The sequence below is a fragment of the Calothrix sp. CBUCES-K 9914 genome (assembly GCF_059640475.1).
The window spans coordinates 1-19034 of sequence record NZ_JBXXZH010000063.1 but is presented as its reverse complement, the minus strand read 5'-3'; the positions used below and the strand labels follow the sequence as shown (position 1 = coordinate 19034).

At 39.4% G+C, this 19034-nt stretch carries 8 protein-coding genes; 4 read left to right on the top strand and 4 right to left on the bottom strand.

The genetic code is table 11. The features are described 5' to 3' along the window. Positions 1-238: 238 nt before the first annotated feature. Both AC2JBO_RS16270 and AC2JBO_RS16265 read right to left on the bottom strand, forming a co-directional pair. Positions 239-4663: a two-partner secretion domain-containing protein gene (locus tag AC2JBO_RS16270; RefSeq protein ID WP_496954694.1), complete on the bottom strand. Its 4425-nt coding sequence runs from the start codon at positions 4661-4663 to the stop codon at positions 239-241. A gap of 779 nt (positions 4664-5442) precedes the next feature. Continuing rightward, complete coding sequence (locus tag AC2JBO_RS16265) at positions 5443-5628, bottom strand: hypothetical protein (protein ID WP_496954693.1); 186 nt, start codon at positions 5626-5628, stop codon at positions 5443-5445. 365 nt (positions 5629-5993) lie between these two features. Here AC2JBO_RS16265 and AC2JBO_RS16260 point away from each other — a divergent pair, with 365 nt between their 5' ends. Both AC2JBO_RS16260 and AC2JBO_RS16255 read left to right on the top strand, forming a co-directional pair. Next, positions 5994-11399, top strand: coding sequence for an ATP-binding sensor histidine kinase (locus AC2JBO_RS16260; RefSeq protein WP_496954692.1), 5406 nt, complete (start codon positions 5994-5996; stop codon positions 11397-11399). Positions 11400-11847: 448 nt separating this feature from the next. Next, positions 11848-14172 carry a hybrid sensor histidine kinase/response regulator gene (locus AC2JBO_RS16255; protein WP_496954691.1) on the top strand — a complete coding sequence of 775 codons (2325 nt, stop codon included), beginning with the start codon at positions 11848-11850 and terminating at the stop codon, positions 14170-14172. Positions 14173-14222: 50 nt separating this feature from the next. Here the strand turns inward: AC2JBO_RS16255 and AC2JBO_RS16250 are convergent, their stop codons facing one another. Together AC2JBO_RS16250 and AC2JBO_RS16245 are read right to left on the bottom strand one after the other, a co-directional pair. After that, positions 14223-14810, bottom strand: a complete 588-nt coding sequence (locus tag AC2JBO_RS16250; protein WP_496954690.1) for a cupin domain-containing protein — start codon at positions 14808-14810, stop codon at positions 14223-14225. A 27-nt stretch (positions 14811-14837) separates the two neighbouring features. After that, positions 14838-15398 carry a sigma-70 family RNA polymerase sigma factor gene (locus AC2JBO_RS16245; RefSeq protein WP_496954689.1) on the bottom strand — a complete coding sequence of 187 codons (561 nt, stop codon included), beginning with the start codon at positions 15396-15398 and terminating at the stop codon, positions 14838-14840. 252 nt (positions 15399-15650) lie between these two features. Here AC2JBO_RS16245 and AC2JBO_RS16240 point away from each other — a divergent pair, with 252 nt between their 5' ends. Both AC2JBO_RS16240 and AC2JBO_RS16235 read left to right on the top strand, forming a co-directional pair. After that, positions 15651-17543 (top strand): lipoxygenase family protein, encoded by a 1893-nt coding sequence (locus AC2JBO_RS16240; RefSeq protein WP_496954688.1) that lies wholly within the window; start codon positions 15651-15653, stop codon positions 17541-17543. Positions 17544-17602: 59 nt separating this feature from the next. Beyond that, positions 17603-18949, top strand: a complete 1347-nt coding sequence (locus tag AC2JBO_RS16235) for a cytochrome P450 (protein ID WP_496954687.1) — start codon at positions 17603-17605, stop codon at positions 18947-18949. The last annotated feature ends 85 nt before the right edge of the window (positions 18950-19034 follow it).

The following is a 19034-nucleotide window of genomic DNA, read 5'->3' as shown; positions in this document are numbered from 1 at the left end:
TTAATTTGACCTATTTGACCTATTGTGGAATGGTCATCCTTGCCCGTTCAAACTGTGGGTGTAAGCGAAGGATGCCCACCCCACAAGAAATTTTTGAGTATTTTTTTATTTGGAAGTCCCTTAGAAGTTTAACGTATTCGCGGAATTCTCCACCTTATAAGAAGGTGGGGTGCCGGAGCGCGATAAAATGATGAGGTTCGATGCCCCATCATTTTATTCTCGATTTCACAAAAGCAATCTATTGAGACATTATATTATTACAGCTAAATGCTGTTTGCTGTGAAGAATTATGAAAATTACTCCCAGAAACTTGGGCAACCAACTCGACTTCTCCACGAGGATTGACGACTAAACCCTGCGCTTCCACAATTGCTTCTGAGGTTGGTTTTGTAGTGATTTCTTCTTGTATTTTCCTTGTTTGTTGACTTTCATTATTGAGAACTGTCACCCAATTATTGATAATTGCGCGCTTGCGTAATGGTTCGTAGGGATTTTCTGGTATTCCTCCCCTTCCTGTGGAAATAAATTTGCTCGCAGTTCTTCGGTTTCCGGGAGTACAACCTTGAGCTATTTGTTGGGATACATCAACTAAGTTAGTCGGTAATTCGATTAAACCGCGATTGGGGTCGATGTCTAGAGTGTTGAGGGTTACTTGACCGGGTGAATTAAAATCTGAACTAGCATCAATATCATTAGTTGTATTTCCCAGAATTGCTTTACCTTCAGTTAATCCAAAAATTCTTTCGGCTGTGATATTAATATTGCCTCCTCTACCAAAAGCAGCACTCGCAATTATATCATTATCTTGCCCTGGATATGCGACTACAAATCCGCCTGTGGTATCAATATTAATGTTTCCTCCAGTCGCGTTACCTTGTGCTTTTGCAGAAATAAGACTATTATTTTGTAGAAACAAAAAATGATTACCTTCTAACTTGATATTTGCTCCACTTTGACCGTTATTAATGGCAGTTTCAGCAGTTATCTTACCGTTATTTAAATTAATAGTCTTAGCAGTAACAGTCAAATTTCCTGCTTGTCCTTGAGGAGCGCTAACTGTCGCGCGTGCCCTATCTTTAATAGTTAATTTTTCTGTTTCAATTGTCAAATTACCACCTATTCCCATATTAGTAGCTCCTGCTGATACCACTCCATTGCCTTGCAAGGTAATAGACTGAGGAGCAATGAGTTTTAAGTTACCTCCCTGTCCGATGCCAGAAGTGGAGGCAGATATCTGAGCATTATCCAGAAAATTAATTATCAAAGATTGTTGATTATTCAGTGGTTGAAGCATTATTTCACCAGCGGTTGCATTGCTGGTAGTTTCTGCAAATATTCCACTGTTAGAACTAGTTAATTGTAATTTAGAAGCATTAACAATGATATTACCCGCGCGTCCGCTGCCAGATGTTGTGGTGCGAAGTAGTCCACCATTTTCAGCATTGAGCATATCTGTATTTATAAGGATATTACCACCTTTAGAACTTGTATATGTTTGGGCAGTAATCACAGCGTTATTATATACACCCAATTTCTTTGTGGTTATTTCGATATTACCACCCTCACCAAACAGATTTTTTTCAACGATACCATTTCCACTACCTGAGCGAATGCTGCTGTCAGTTCCAGACAGATTAACAGTATCATTTGTCATGATTTTAATTTTTCCAGCAGTGCCACGTCCTAAAGTTTGAGTTTGTACTAATCCTCCCCGTTCTATAGAAAGAGATTGAGCTTGAATATCAATGGCGCCGCTGTTTCCTGATGATGTTTGTGCGACTCCACTCAAAATGGCGCCGTTATCGATTAATACTGGATTATTGAAGGTTTTGATGGTAATATTGCCTGCATTACCTTCTCCAAAAGTTGTAGCAGCGATAGCTGCTCCATCACTAACAATCAATTTTCCTGCTTCAATAAATAGTTTGCCAGCATTACCTGTAGATTCCTGTGTAGTTTGAGTAAATACACCACTAGGATAAACAACACCGCTGTTATCTGATGGTTTAAGACTTGAAATATCACCACTAGGAATATAGCCGCCTAAATATGTTCCTTCTAGGATACCAGTTAAACCATTTGGAGCAAATAGGTATGCTGGTGGTTGATTAGCAGATGTGCCACTTATATCAAGTACATCAGAAGCTAGTAAAGTAATTATTCCACCTTGACCATCGCTATGGGTAGAAGCAGAAAGCTGAGTACCATTAGTAATATCAATTGACGAAGCTGTAATTTGTATATTTCCACCTTTGCCAGTTCCAAAAGCATCAGTGGTAATGATAACACCCTGTTTGCTTCTAGCATATTGTTCGTAATCATAATCCCTAAAAGAAACATTTCCTCCAGCCGTAAGTTGAATGTTTCCAGAAGCTGACTTACCAGTTGTATTAATGGCACTAGTGACAATATCATGTTTAGACAATAAGTTAACATTTCCTCCTATGCCAGTAGTTTTATTACGAAAAATTGAACCAGCAAAAGAAATAAGTTTATTTGTATTGATATTGCCATTGCCAGCGGTGAGAGTAATAGCTCCTGCTTGACTATCAGAACTGGAAGTATTTAAATCGGCTCTAGTATCGACATTACCATTATTAGCTATAAAAGTAATCGCTCCCCCATTCCCTCCCTTAGCATCAGCAAACGAATTGGCTGTAATATTACCTTCTGTTAAAATATTGCCATTCAAGCTATTTATAGTAATATCTCCTCCATTTCCTGCATTACCATTGGATGCTTCCGCATAAGAAAATACCGTGTCTGTGCGGATATTATTACTCGCTGCCAGAGTAATTACTCCCCCACTACCTGCGTTACCATTGGTAGAAACAGAACTAGAGTTTAAGGAACTGTCAGTAAAAATGCTGCCATTTGTAGCAGTGAGAGTAATTGCTCCACCGTTGCCTGCGTTGTTACTACTAAAGGAATAAGATTTTAAAGTTGGTAAAACTGGTACAAAACCATAGGTAATAACATCTTTTGGAGTATGAATTTTAATGCTATTAGCTGTAAGAGTAATTTTACCACCATTGCCTGTATTATTGCCTCTGGAAGAAGCATCTAAATCGCCAATGCTGTAAATGTCAATATTACCCTTTGGAGCAGTGAGCGTAATGTCACCTCCATCACCCGCATTACCATTCAGTGCTTCTGACGCAGACTTTAAGTTCAAATTACCAGTTGTTGAAATGTTGCCATTAGCAGAAATCAGAGTAATGGCGCCACCTTTACCTGCATCACCAACAGCAGAAAATGTAGAAGCATTCAAATCTTTTGTACTGATACTGTTACGAGCATCAATAATAATTTCACCAGCATTGCTGGCTGGAAAATTATTGCTGGTGTCAATATCTTGAGTTACAATCGTGCCATTGGAAATAGCAAGGTTTGGTCGGTATTGATTAGTCAGTAAAACTATGCCGCTAGGATTACTAATAATGCCACCAATATTAATATTTGCACTAGCAGATGTATTTATACTAGTAGGAACAGACAAAAAATTGCCCGTATCTCCTTTAATTCCTGGGGCTGCAAATGCTGTTGTTCCTGCTCGTATATCTAGTATAGGGCGAACCGTACTATCAATCGTCACTGTTTTACCATTTGAGGTTTGTAGCGTTTCAAAAAGTGCATTTTCCGCAGTTTCTACACCCGTAATGGTTACATCTCCTGCAATAGTTACACTTCCTCCTGCTAGAATATGCAGCGAATTTCCTTCATAACCACTAAAACTCACATTCCCACTTGCACGAATAACGGGGTCATGAGTACTAAATAACTTACCTAAGCTACCGTCTAGTGTTTCTAAGTCAAAATTTCCCCCAACAGTGTAACGAGCATCACCTCGGACAGTGTTGGCACTTCGCAGTTTCATATCTCCACCAGATAAAAAACCACTGTTTGGATGGTTTATGGCAAAGATATCCACATTTTGATTACCTTGAGCTAGTAACTCTCTCCCCGCACTGGCAACAAAGGGAATGGTTACGCTATCCCTAACCTTTAGCGTATTCTGGGCTTGCAGCGTCAAGTCTTTTCCTGCTCTTAACTGTCCCTGTAAATCCAAAGTATCAGCTATAAGTATCAGGTCTTGTCCTGTGACTAAATTACCAGCATTAGTAATAGTTGCACCTTGTGGAATCGAACCATACTGCAAACCTGGTGTTATATTAACTGCTAGCAGTGGTGCTTTTTGAGGATTAATTGCACTAAATTCACCGCGCTCACCAAATTTGAAACTGTTTGCCGTACTCGCTACAAACGAACCACCCACATCTAACCTTGCATTTTGTCCAAATATAATCCCACTCGGATTTATGAAAAAAAGATTTACTCCGTTAGTAGTACGAATTAACCCATCAATTATAGATTGATTACCACCAGTGACGCGCGAGAGAATATTTTGAATATTCGGATTACTTTGAAAAATTGCGGCTTCGTTACTATTAAGATTAAACTGACTAAAACTATGAAATAAATTATTACCGACAGTTTGCCCCACCGATTGAGGAATTGTGTAATTAAGTCCCGTTAAAGTTCCGGCAGTTCCCAAAGAGCCATCCAAGGTAATATTTTGTCCAAAAGCTTTAGTGCCAGAATATACAAAGACAAGAGCAGGCGCCAAAAATTTTGACAGCTTTAGAAGCCAACTTTTAGGCATAAATTGCCCTCCTTGCAATAAATATTTTTTTTACAAGTATTGTTTATGAATTTAGCTTAAGAGAAAATACAGATATTAAATATAAAATAATTATTAAAATAATTCAGAGTTAGAGTTTTAACTTGAGTTGGGATACACATCACAGTTAGAAGTCGGAGAAACAGACAAAGACCAAGTTATCTCCATTATATGCAACTTCAATGTAAATTATTATGACAAAGAAAATTTTGGTTTACGCTACCGATTCGACAATGTTGTAAACCATAAGAGAGTAATTACTGATGTTCAATATCATTAATTTTAATGATATCATGTCCGGTGGCGTAACCGTAATAAAATGCTTGTAAAGACGTTACATTTAACGTCTTTACATTGTGAGTAATCAACCGGACATGATATTACAGCTATTTACATCCACCAATAGATGCGGTCTTTTTTGGTTATCGAGTTTTTGCTTGTGTTTATAGTTGCGTGTACATTTTCCCATTCAAATTTTGAGTTGATGTCATGATTAACCACATTTGACCAATAAATTGATGAATAAGGAGATAACCTGGAATTTTTAGTTGCCTGCTTTGAAGATTCATCGCCCACATCCAATTCTTTATTTTTATTGACTGCGATGCCTAGATTCGATAAGGCAGTTTCTATATTGAACTTGGCTAGATTTAATGTAAAATTAAATAGCATGATTTTTTCCTAATTAACAGTAAATTATCGATAAATTGAAAGGACACTAAAATGAATTTATGCATTTATTGAGAAAACCCTAATTTATATTAGGAGTTGGATACCCATTTTGCAACTAAGTAATATTTATCCCCGTCAAATTCTTTAACCCAAATCATCGATAGTTTTTGTGAGCGTGATGGTTTAATATTTGTAGTTTCAGTGCTAACAGAATAACTTAAAGATTGGGATTGTGGACTGATTACAGCATCCTTGGGAGTGTCAACTAATTGCATATTATTTTACCAGTGAAAAACTATACCTATCTATAGGGGATAGATTTTGGAATTATGCAAGTTGTAAAGCATGTAAATTTTTGTATAAACGCCACTAGGGTCAAAAAGTATTTATACAATACAAATATATTACTTTGCGCTTTGATAGTACATAAGCTCTAATTAGCCACTATTTTAGAACTGCATAAATTGAAATTAGCCATCCTTAAATGTAAAAAACTGTAAATGTACGTTTGCAATTCCTTACACCTATTAATATACTTTCGTGTTGAAATTGTTACCAACACCCCTGTTTTTGCTCTTGATGTAAATTACTTAGCGTATCTGGGAATACTAAATGTAACGACTTCAAGGATGAACACACTATGATTAGCACTCAAGTCAGTATTCCCGGATATCAAATTAGCGAACAACTCTACGATGGTTCTAGAACCCTAGTTTATCGGGGTTTCCGAGAAATTGACTCATTACCAGTGGTAATTAAATTACTGAAAAATCCTTACCCCAGCTTCTCGGAATTATTGCAATTTCGCAATCAGTACACCATTGCTAAAAATCTCAGTTTTCCCGGAATCATCCAAACCTATAGTCTAGAACCGTTCCAAAATGGTTATGTGTTAGTCATGGAAGACTTTGGGGGAATTTCCCTCAAAGATTACTTCGCCAACAATCATATCCCATCTCTAGAAGAATTTTTACAAATAGCAATTTATCTATGTGACACTTTAGATATTCTCTATCGTCATCGAACTATTCATAAAGATATCAAACCCAGCAATATTTTAATTAACCCTGAAACCAAACAAGTTAAATTAATAGACTTTAGCATTGCATCTTTACTTCCCAGAGAATCCCAAGAAATCAAAAGTCCCAACGTCTTAGAAGGAACACTCACGTATATTTCCCCTGAACAAACAGGAAGGATGAATCGGGGAATCGACTACCGCAGTGATTTTTATTCTTTGGGTGTCACATTTTATGAATTACTCACAGGTAATTTGCCATTTATCTGTGACGATGTAATGGAATTAGTGCATTGTCATATTGCAAAAATGCCCCCTTCAATTAACAGTGATAAAATTCCTGAAGTTTTGAATAATATTATTCAGAAATTAATGGCGAAAAATGCCGAAGATAGATATCAAAGTACTTTGGGCTTAAAGCACGATTTAGAAAAATGTTTAGCTCAACTTCAAAAAAATGGCAAATTTTTATTTTTTGAAATTGCTCAACGAGATATTTGTGACAGGTTTATTATTCCCGAAAAGCTCTATGGGCGGGAAAAAGAAGTACAGAAGTTGCTAGATGCTTTCGAGCGAGTGTCAAACGGAAAAACTGAAATAATGGTGGTAGCGGGTTTTTCCGGTATTGGCAAAACTGCGGTGGTTAACGAGGTTCATAAACCCATCGTTAAACAACGTGGTTATTTTATCAAAGGCAAATTTGACCAATTTAACCGTAATATTCCCTTTTCAGCACTTGTACAAGCATTCCGCAATTTCATCGGACAATTGTTAACAGAAAGCGATGCACAAAATCAGTTATGGAAAAGCCAAATATTAGATGCTTTAGGGGGAAATGGACAGGTAATTATTGAAGTCATCCCAGAGTTAGAAAGAATAATTGGTCAGCAGCCAGCAGCAGGAGAACTATCAGGAACTGCGGCACAGAATCGCTTTAACTTATTATTTCAAAAGTTTCTGCAAGTATTTACTACTCCAGAACATCCCTTAGTTATCTTCTTGGATGATTTACAGTGGGCTGATTCTGCATCTTTGAAACTGATGCAATTATTAACGGATAAATCATCCCAAGGATATTTATTATTAATTGGTGCTTACCGAGATAATGAAGTGTTTCCAGCACATCCTTTGATGATGACTTTGGATGAGATTACTAAAACTGGTACGGTCATTAATACGATTACTTTAGAACCCTTGAGCCAAGACAGCTTAAATCAACTCGCCACAGACACTTTAAATTGTACTGCTGATGTTACCCAGCCATTAACTCAGTTGATTTATCAAAAAACTCAAGGAAATCCCTTTTTTAGTAGCCAATTCCTCAAAGCTTTGTATGAAGATGGATTAATTAGTTTTAATTTAGATGCTGGTTATTGGCAGTGTGATATTACCAAAGTAAGAGAAATAGCCTTAACTGATGATGTCGTGAAATTTATGGCATTGCAGTTGCAAAAGTTACCCGAAGCAACTGAGAATGCTTTAAAATTAGCGGCTTGTGTTGGTAATCAATTTGATTTAGCTACTTTAGCGATTGTTTCCGAACAATCAGAAATGGAAACTGCTACCGCTTTGTGGAAAGCTTTACAGGAGGGATTGATATTACCGCAAAGTGAGGTTTATAAGTTTTATCTAGGGATCCAAGAACAAGCTAATCAGCAAGAAGCGCATCAAATTGTTAATTATAAATTTTTACATGACCGAGTACAGCAAGCTGCTTATTCCCTAATTCCAGAAGAGCAGAAACAGGCAACCCATCTCAAAATCGGTCAACTGCTCCAAGACAACTTATCAGAGATAGAAAAAGAAGAAAAGCTATTTGATATTGTCGGGCATTTAAATTTAGGAATTGAGTTAATTACTCAACCAAGTAAAAAGGAAACCTTAGCTCAACTTAACTTAGCAGCGGGACAGAAAGCTAAGAATTCTACAGCATATTCAGCGGCGAGAACTTTTGTACAAACAGGATTGGAGTTGCTGACGGCTAACTGTTGGGAAAGTCAATATGAATTAACTTTGAACCTTCATGTGCTTGCAACTGAAACTGCCTACTTAAATGGTGACCTTGAAAGCATGGAAAAAATGGCATTAAAGGTGTTGCAAGAAGCTCAGATAGTTTTAGATAAAGTTAAAGTCTACGAAATTCAAATTGGAGCGCAAACTTTACAAAGTAATGTATTGGAAGCGGTCACTATTGGCAGAAAAGCACTAAGGCAATTAGGGGTTGAACTGCCGGATGAACCTGACGAAACCGAAATTGACAAAGCACTACAAACTCTTGCTCATCAACTCGAAAATATAGAAGTTGAAGAATTCATTGATCTGCCACTAACAACTGATGGTACTATTCAAGCAGCAATGCAATTGATGGGTATGTTGTTTGCACCAATCATCCAAGGGATGCCTCGTTTATTACCGTGGCTCAGTTCAACTATGGTCAGCCTATCTCTCCAATCTGGCAACAGTGTGGCATCAACAATTGGCTATGCTATTCATGGTATGGTAATGTCTGCTTTTTTGGGAGATGCAGTTGCGGGCTATGCTTTTGGTCAACTTGCTATAAATTTACTTGAAAAATTTAATACACAAGACAACAAGACCATCGTAATGTTTCTGTTTGGCTCTTTTATTCAACACCGCCAAGAGCGATTGAATGCTACAATTCCTATTCTGAAAACAGCCTACGATACAGGTATACAAACTGGAAATTTCTCATATGCTGGTTATTCTCTGGCTACCCATAGTAATGCCAAGTTTTTTGGTGGTGCGGAACTGGGCAGTTTTGTCAAAAATATGGCTGACTATAGTATGGCTTTGGCTCAGGTGAAACAATATTCTGCTCAAGTATATGTGGATTTGGCAAAACAAGTGGCAGAAAACTTGATTGAATCAGTCAGTCAACCTCATTGCCTAATCGGCAATGCCTACGATGAAACAGTGATGATCCCCAAACACCACCAAGATAATGATTTCACCGCGCTCGCAGAGGTTTATTTTTACAAACTTCTGCTTGCCTACTCTTTTGATGATTACACTGTTGCAATCAACAACATTGCCGAATTTAAGCTATATTTGATGGCATTATCGGGAACGCTTTATGTTCCTATTTTTCATTTTTATGCAGCATTAACTTACCTAGCACTCTTCCCCACACAGGCAGAACATCAGCAAGCCGAAATTTTTGCTCAAATGGAAACCCATCAAACTATGCTGCACGAGTGGGCGCAAAATGCTCCTATGAATTATTTACATAAATGGTGTTTAGTCGAAGCAGAAAAACAACGAGTTTTAGAGAATAAAGTCGGGGCATTTGAAATGTACGAGCGCGCGATCCAAGGAGCAAAAGAAAATGGTTTTATTCAAGAAGAAGCCTTAGCTAACGAACTCACAGCTAAATTATACCTGAATTGGGGCAAAGAGAAAGTCGCGGCAGGCTATATGCAAGAAGGCTACTATTGCTACGCCAAATGGGGAGCGAAAGGCAAAACCGATGACTTAGAAAAACGCTATCCCCAACTACTCAAACCTATCCTGCAACAGCGACAGTTTACCCTCAATCCTTGGGAAACTATCGCCAACACTACCTTTACTCGAACATCTTCATCTGCTAATACCTCCACTGCTAGTAGCACCAGTATTTCTGATACCCTAGATTTTACCTCTATCCTCAAAGCTGCTCAAACTATTTCTAGCAGCATCGAATTAGATCAACTCGTCACTACTCTCACCAAAATTATCCTGAAAAATTCTGGTGCGAAAAAAGCTGTCTTAATTCTTCCTCAAGATGATACTTGGCAAATACGAGCAATTACCTCGCTTAATTATCAAGATAGTTTCCAAGGCGAAACAGAAACTATCCTTAACCCACAATTACTAGATACCTGCCAAGATATTCCCATAAAAATTATCAATTATGTCAAGAATACTCAAAAATACCTTGTTATAAATAATTGCCAAACAGATATTCCTGGGTTGATTGGGAAATACATTCTAGAGTATCAACCCAAGAGCATTTTATGTACCCCAATTATTAATCAAGGGCATTTAGTTGGGATTTTATACTTAGAGAATAAACTCACAAGCGGGGTATTTACTCAGGAACGTCTGCAAGTAATTAATCTAATTTCCTCCCAAGCTGCCATTTCCCTAGAAAATGCTAGACTTTATCAACAATCACAACAAGCATTACAGAATTTACAACAAGCCCAATTACAAATAGTTCAAAGCGAGAAAATGTCAGCTTTAGGTAATTTAGTTGCTGGGGTTGCTCATGAAATGAATAATCCTCTCGGCTTTATTTCTGCGAGTCTCAAACAAGCTAAACCCACCCTTTCAGATATTGTTAGCCATTTGAAACTCTATCAAAAAAGCTTAAAAAATCCAGGTGAAGAAATTCTTGCTCATGCAGACAAAATTGACTTGGATTATAGCTTAGAAGATTTACCTAAGATTATAGATGCAATGGTAATGGCGTGTGATAGATTAAAAAACATTAGCACCAGTTTAAGAACTTTTTCCCGTGCTGATAAAGATTATAAAATTCCTTTTAACGTCCACGATGGTATTGATAGCACAATTTTAATTCTCAAACATCGCCTGAAAGCTAACGAGCTACGCCCCGCAATTGAAGTTGTTAAACAGTATGGTAACTTACCACAATTTAAATGCTTTCCTGGGCAATTAAATCAGGTGTTTATAAATATTTTGGCTAATGCAATTGATGCTTTAGAGGAGTCAAATATAGGACGCAGTTTTGATGAAATCAAGGCAAATATAAACAGAATAATAATTACAACCTCAATCGAAAACGACAAGGTAAAAATCTCAATTGCTGATAATGGTAAGGGGATAAGTGAATCAGTCAAATCAAAAATATTTGACCACTTATTTACTACAAAGGATGTCGGTAAAGGTACGGGTTTAGGGTTGGCTATCGCTAAACAAATTATTGAAGAAACACATGGCGGAAAATTGAGTTGTAATTCTGTTCTGGGTCAGGGTACGGAATTTATTATTGAGATGTCAATGTAAATATCTTTGCTCTTGATATAACTTAACTTTCTTAATCTTAATAATTATAAGATTGTTGCGAGAAATTCGTGGAGAAAGTGTTTGAGGAGTGATGAATCCAGAACTTACGCAACTGGCACAATTGGTCTCGGCACGGCGAAGCCGTGCCATCAATACTGAGAAGCGTAAAGTTTGAGTATGCGCCGACTCATAGCGCCGCAGTCAGCAGATACGTGCATAGAGTGCTTTTTCCAATACTCTAGAAAATAGAGCAAGTTTAATAAAAACCGTAGGATAAGCATCCCGCCTGCCAGTGTATTTTTAGTAATTAATTTAACCTTTCAAACTGTATATTTACCACAGAGACGCAGAGGGCACAGAGAAGCTAGAATGTCTTCTAACTATCACTGCTGTAGCTCAATTGGTAATTATAATCACCAGTTACGAGCTTGTGTTTCGGGAAAAAAGCGTGGCAAAATCAACCAAGGCTAATTTACTCTCACATTTGGGAGCTAGGTTGCGTAAAAGTGAAAATCATGATTTGACGACTTTTGGTAGGGCGGCGCCTCTAAAGTGGCACCTTGTGCTGCTTGTAGCAGGGGCTTTACTCCCAGTTGCTCTTTTTGCAGTCTTTGTAGTACATAGGCTATCAACAGAGGCGCGCGCTGCATCTGAACACCGTATACTTATAGCAGCGCGCGACCTCTCGCAAAATGTTGAGCGGGAAGTCTCAAGCACGGCTCGAACGCTTCAAGCACTTGCTGCATCTGAACAACTCGACCAAGACAACCTCAAAGCTTTTTATGCTGAAGCGCAACGCGCCGCACAAACCCAATCAACTTGGTTAACTGTGATTCTTCTAACACCAGATGGTCATCAAGTTGTAAACACGTCTCTTCCTTTTGGTACGCCGTTACCTTCTGTTAACGAGCCAGAAAGCCTGCGCCGTACTGTCGAAACACATCTAACAACAGTGGGCTACCTCGTTAAAGGGCGCACAGGTAAAGAATGGGCTTTTCCTATCCGCGTCCCGGTAATGCGTAGTGGCAAGCTACGGTACGTACTTACTGCTGTAATTACTCCAAAAGCACTCACTAGTGTAATCAAGACCCAGACACCTACAGATGGAGAGTGGACGCGCACAGTTATCGATGGACGGGGTACTGTTGTAGCTCGCACTCGCAACCCTGAGCGCTTTATAGGGCAAAAGAGTACACAGTCTTTCTTGCAACGTATCGCTCAAAAGACCGAAGAAGTTTACCGCGAAACCACCTTGGATAATGTACAAGTATATGTTGCCTTTAGTCAAACCAATTTTTCACAGTGGAAGACTGCCGTCGCTGTTCCTGTCGAAGTAATTGAAGCTCCGGCTCGCCGCGCGATGTGGCTCGTTGTTGGGTCGGGGTTGGCGTTGTTCTTGGTAAGTGGTGTAGGCGCCCTTATTCTCTCGCAAAAAATATCTGACGGCATTGTAAGAGCAGCTACCGCCGCAGAAGCACTTGCTAGGGGAGAATATCCTTGTATTAGTCAATCCTCCATCAAAGAAGTAGCCGATTTAGGCGAGTCGCTCAAATTCTCAGCAAACCTTCTTCAAGAGCGTGAGCGCGAACGGGACGAAAATTTAGCGCAGGTCGAGGCTGCACGCGCCAAAGCAGAGGATGCTAGCCGTCTTAAGGATGAATTTTTAATTACTGTGTCTCACGAGCTTAGAACTCCCTTAAACGCTATTCTTGGTTGGTCGCAGTTGCTATCTATGAAGCAGCTCAAAGAGGATAAGGTACAACATGCGCTCAAAACTATTGAGCGGAATGCGAAAGCTCAGGCACAACTGGTGGATGACCTCCTCGATACATCACGAATTATTACTGGAAAACTCCGACTTAAAACACAGTTACTCGACTTAGGCACCTCCATTACAAGTACGGTAGATTCGCTGCGCCATACCGCCGAAGCAAAAGGCATCAATTTAGAATTGCAACTTGATACCGACACCAAACCTGTCTTGGGAGACGAGAATCGCATTCAACAAATAGTATCAAACCTTCTCTCAAACGCTATTAAATTCACGCCTCAAGGTGGACAGGTTAAGATTAGTTTAAGGCAGGTATCAGAGCAAGCCGAATTAATAGTGCGTGATAGTGGTGTCGGTATTAAAGCAGAATTTTTACCGCACGTCTTCGACCGCTTTCGTCAAGCCGATGGCTCAACTACAAGAGAATTTGGGGGGCTGGGGCTGGGTCTTGCAATTGTTCGCCACTTGGTTGAGCTTCACGGTGGAACGGTGCAGGTATCGAGCGACGGTGAAGGCAAAGGGGCTGCTTTCACTATCAAGCTTCCAGTTGTCAACTACCAGAAAAAAATTAGCACTTCGCTAATACCAAAAGATGAAACAAACTTACTATATAAGTCTCAGCTTCAGGGCGCGCGGGTGCTTGTAGTAGACGACGAGCTTGATGCTTGTGACCTATTAAAAACAGTACTCACAAACTCTGGGGCAGAAGTGCGAGCATACAGTTCAACTATTGAGGCGCTTGCAGAAGTAATTACGTGGAAACCCACCGTAATTCTTTCCGACATTAGTATGCCACAGGGCGACGGCTACGATTTTATCCGTAAGGTTCGGGAGTGGGAGGTTAAGGTAGGTACAAAAATTCCAGCCGCAGCAGTTACCGCCTTCACACGGGATGAAGATAGAGTTAGGGCAATTACATCAGGCTACCAAATACATATTTCCAAGCCGATCGAACCAAAAGAACTAATTGCTGTAGTAGCCAGCCTAGTATGCAACTTTTGAGCTTGATTGTGGGTTGGGTTGGGTTGGGTTCCTCACCCAACCTACAATTATTAAGTTATGTACTCAATATCCATAGAAGTACGATATATGAACATACAACCACCTGTTGTATGAGGAGCATGGGTTGAACCTGGTTCGGAGCGAATATAGTCAAAGGCGCCATAAGTTTGACCATCAACTACTAAATCACCTTCCAATATATAAATTTCTTCAGCTGTTGCGTGACGATGCAATGGATAGTTAACACCAGGTTGCGCGCGTAAAACTCCTACAAGTTCGCGCTTAGTATTATCTATATATAAAGTTGCTATTTCTACACCTGGAACATTATGAGGTTGCCACTGAAAATCTTGACGACGAACCGTTGTTAGTGACTTCTTTATTTCTGAATCATCTTGGGGTTGAGGTGGCGCCAATTCTAAGCGTGCGAACAGTCGGTCTTTTAAGTTTGTAGCCATTGGCACAATAGGGGCGCCGTAAGGAATAGCCGTTGCAGCAGTTTGGTAATAAGCTAATTCTTCTGCGAGCTCTGGAGATTGTTGTAACTCTCGCTCGACCCAAACCCGCTTTGAGTCAGTAAGTAAATCTAGTACGTAAAGTGGAACTAATTCGCAGAAACAGTAGTTTTCAATAGCCATTGGGAGTTTTACGGTGTTTTACGGGTGCTATTCGAGAGCAGATTTCAACTTATTTAATCCTAATCTAATTCTAGTTTTAACCGTTCCCAAGGAAATACCGGTTTGAACCGAAATTTGACTATGGCTTAAACCATGATAGTAAGCTAGCTCAATAACTTGACGCTGCGACTGAGGTAGAAGTTTTAGCGCAGCTAACACGCGCGTGCGTCGCTCGTAAATTAGTACATTCTCAGTCGGGTCAAAATTTGCGGGTGAGGTTTGGATATCTGAAAGTTTAGCTATAACAGGGGATAATAGCTGACTTCGGGCTTGTTTGCGAAGTTTATCCAAAATCCGACTGCGAACAAGCATAAAAAGCCAAGTATCGACTCTGCCCAATTCAGCATCATAACGTTCAGCGATTCGCCAAACCTGAGAAAAAACGTCTAGCACAACTTCTTCGCTTTCCTCAACTGATTTTAAGCTGTTAAAGGCAACAGAATAAATAATTTTGGCATAGCGATTATATAGTTCAGACAAAGCAGTCTGGTCAGCAGCAGCGATTCTACTTATCAATGCTTCATCAGAAGCTACGGGTCGGCAATCCATTTACAGGCTTAGTTTTTTTTATCTGACTACCAATTATACCAAGTATCAAGACACAAATAACAAATGTATAACATGTGTAATTATCAATTGATATTTTACACGGTTATTTATACGTGATTTAAAATACCATCACCAAGATTCTCTACATCTTTTATTTTGTTTCAGTAATTGCAAAAGTCCGGATTGTAGCTATGCAATAACGCAATTATATATAAAAAAGGTTCTCTAAGTATAATAAAATAATAAGTATTTATGACTACCCCACCAGAAGTTAATTTAAGGAATCTCACGGTTACAAATATCTCAGACAAAATAAGGCAGGAATATCAATACAATTATACGCGAATTCCGCCTCTGGCAATGGTTGATAAGCTTCCGGAAAAGGAAGATTTCTCCATAGCTTGGTATCGTTTGTTGGTTAAGCAGTTAAAGATTATCTTCGTAAACACGCTAATTACTAACCGAGGTAATCGTGGTTCTGAGTCATTACGCGACGATATCAGAAATTTTATCTTTGAGTCAGTACGCTCCGAAGCACTTCCAACACAGCTTAGTATCTTGGGTCGAGTTCTACAAATAGCACCTCAGTTACTCCTTGCCAGAATGTCCAAAGATTTCCGCGAAGTTGATGAGTTGCTATTATCGATTATCAAGGACTGTGGACTCTCAATTTTCCGAGACCTTTTGGGTCGTGTTAATGCCCGTTTGGAAAGAGGACATCCTACCGGACATGTAACCAGTCTCAATGATTACAATAAGTTGTTCCCGGTGCTTAAGCCACCACAATTTGCAGCTAGTTTCCAAGCAGATGAAAGCTTTGCCTACATGCAAGTAGCTGGTTTTAACCCCTTGATGATTGAACGAGTAACTAGTTTAGACGCGCGTTTTCCAATCCAAGATACTCAGTATCAAGAGGTTATGGGTAGTGATGATTCGTTGGAAGCAGCGCTCGACTCTGGAAGGCTGTACTTAGCAGACTACAAAATTTTAGACAACGCAGTCAACGGTACTTACCTAAAGTATCAAAAGTATTTATATGCTCCCATAGCGCTTTTTGCTGTTCCTAAAAATTCAAATGCATCACCTTTACTGCGCGCGGTTGCAATTCAGTGCGGTCAAACGAGTGGCGCCAATAACCCAATTATCACGCCCAAATCTGACAAATACGCCTGGTTATTTGCCAAAACAATCGTAACTATTGCAGATGCGAATTTCCATGAAGCTGTCAGCCATTTAGGTCGAACTCACTTATTTGTAGGGCCTTTCGTTATAGCAACTCACCGACAATTACCGAATACTCATCCTTTGAGTTTACTTCTACGTCCTCATTTTGAAGGCACTCTAGCAATTAACGATGCAGCTCAACGACTTCTAATTGCACCTGTTGGTGGAGTCGATCAATTACTCGGTTCGACAATTGATAACTCACGGGTTTTAGTCGCACTTGGATTACAAAGCTATAGTTTCAACGGCGCCATGTTACCGAAGCAACTCAAACAACGCGGAGTAGACGATCCTGAAAAACTGCCCGTTTATCCCTACCGAGATGATGCACTGCTAATTTGGAACGCCATTCATCAATGGGTATCTGACTACTTAAGCCTTTATTATTCAAAGGATGAAGATATTCAAAAAGATACAGACCTCCAAGTATGGGCAGCAGAAGTTCAAGCTTTCGACGGGGGACGTATACCAGATTTTGGTGAACAAAATGGAGGTATCCAGACGCTCAATTATCTTATCGATGCTGCGACGCTAATTATTTTCACCGCTAGCGCACAACATGGCGCCGTCAACTATCCACAAAAAAATGTAATGAGCTATGCACCCGCAGTTCCACTAGCAGGTTACATGCCAACTTCGACGCTCAAAGGTGAAGTAACTGAAAAAGATTATTTAAACTTACTTCCACCTTTAGAACAAGCTCAACGACAACTAAATATACTGACTTTACTTGGTTCTATTTACTACAAAAATCTGGGTGCTTATCCAGTAAATCACTTTCCAGCACAGGTTAAACCGAGGTTGGAGAAGTTCCACGAAAAGCTCAAGCAAATTGAAGCTATTATCAACGAGCGTAATTCAAAGCGTCCATCTTACGATTACCTACTCCCTTCTAAAATTCCTCAAAGCATAAATATCTAAATAAATATCTAATTTGAATTGAAACAAAACGCTTGAACTAAAACAACTGGTAAACAATTATGGAACCGAAAAAAATACTCAAAGCACACGACCGTCAACTCTGGTTATCACGCATTATCGCCAAAGTCGGTTATGATACAACCGTTGGTAAGCTGCTGCGGTTGTGGGTTTATTATACAGATGGTTTGCTTATACTCAGAGCATGGACAGATGTTCTTAACGTTCGCAAACAAAATATCGGTGATAAATTTTACGCAGTAGACCAAGCGATAATACACGCTTCCCATGCTGATGTAAAAGAACTAATGCAAACAGAACCTCAATGGCGAGGAAATGATTTAGGCATTATTAAAATATTAGCTCCAAGTTACATGCTCAACAACCCACTAACCTTGGGAATGAATGGTTTAGAGCATACGGGAAGTCGCGCTGTCATATTACAAGCATTGCCAAACCCAATTGAAAACGCGGATACTTTAGCGCATCTAGTCGATAAAGTTTTAGCAGACGCAGCACAAAAAGGCAAATTGCACGTTGGAAAAGATTTGCCTAGGATGATTGTTTGGATGTTGCACAAACTTGTTTTCGATATATCATTATCAGAAGAAGAAGTCACAGCATCAGTGGGATTTATCGAAAACCTAATTCTCTCTTCCTTGCCCAACTTTGTTAGTAAAACGCTCCTAGCTTTCAAAACTCGACCCAGCATTCAACATCGTAAGCGCTTAATCGAGAAATACAAACAGTCTCCTAAATGGAAAGCTTATCTTGAAACAGGCGCCCAATACCAATTAAACGAACATCAAATAGCTAACAGTCTTTTCGATACAATTCATATAGCTGGAACAGCAGGAACAAGCGCACTACTAGGTTCTGTAATTGGAGTATTATGTCTAGATAAAGCTCTCAGTAATAACGTAGCATCAGAAGTACACGCTGTTTGGAATGAACAGGAAACACCAGATGGACGCGCGCTGGAGCAATTAGAAACAGTCGATAAAGTCATTTTAGAAACCGCGCGTTTCTATCCACCCGTAAGATTTGTTAGCCAGCTAGCAAAACAACCAGGTGAAGTAACAATAGGTAGCCAAAAATGTCCATTTCAAAAAGGTACAAGATTACTTGGCTCAGTTTTCACAGCAAACCGCGACCCGAAAAAATACGAAAATCCAGACACCTTTAACATCGAGCGTGATTTTTCAGATATTTTATCTTGGAACGGCAAAGAACACGAACGCGCGTGTCCAGGTAGGTCTTTATCGGTTGGTATAATCAAGATGTTTTGTTTATACCTGTTCAAGAAATACCAGTGGGAATCTTTTACAGAAGTCAAATGGGATTTTGAAAAAGTCACCGCAGTTACCCCAAACAACTTAATTTTACAAGGCTTCACAAAACAGTTATAAGCGCTGATTGCTGAGTTCTTATACTCAGCACTCAGCACTCAGCACTCAGCACTCAGCACTCAGCACTCAGCACTCAGCACTCAGC

Bases quoted from the DNA above. Each gene is read 5' to 3' on its own strand.
- AC2JBO_RS16235 (WP_496954687.1), top strand. From the start codon at position 17,603: ATGGAACCGAAAAAAATACTCAAAGCACACGACCGTCAACTCTGGTTA.
- AC2JBO_RS16265 (WP_496954693.1), bottom strand. From the start codon at position 5,628: ATGCAATTAGTTGACACTCCCAAGGATGCTGTAATCAGTCCACAATCC.
- AC2JBO_RS16260 (WP_496954692.1), top strand. From the start codon at position 5,994: ATGATTAGCACTCAAGTCAGTATTCCCGGATATCAAATTAGCGAACAA.
- AC2JBO_RS16270 (WP_496954694.1), bottom strand. From the start codon at position 4,663: ATGCCTAAAAGTTGGCTTCTAAAGCTGTCAAAATTTTTGGCGCCTGCT.
- AC2JBO_RS16240 (WP_496954688.1), top strand. From the start codon at position 15,651: ATGACTACCCCACCAGAAGTTAATTTAAGGAATCTCACGGTTACAAAT.
- AC2JBO_RS16250 (WP_496954690.1), bottom strand. From the start codon at position 14,810: ATGGCTATTGAAAACTACTGTTTCTGCGAATTAGTTCCACTTTACGTA.
- AC2JBO_RS16245 (WP_496954689.1), bottom strand. From the start codon at position 15,398: ATGGATTGCCGACCCGTAGCTTCTGATGAAGCATTGATAAGTAGAATC.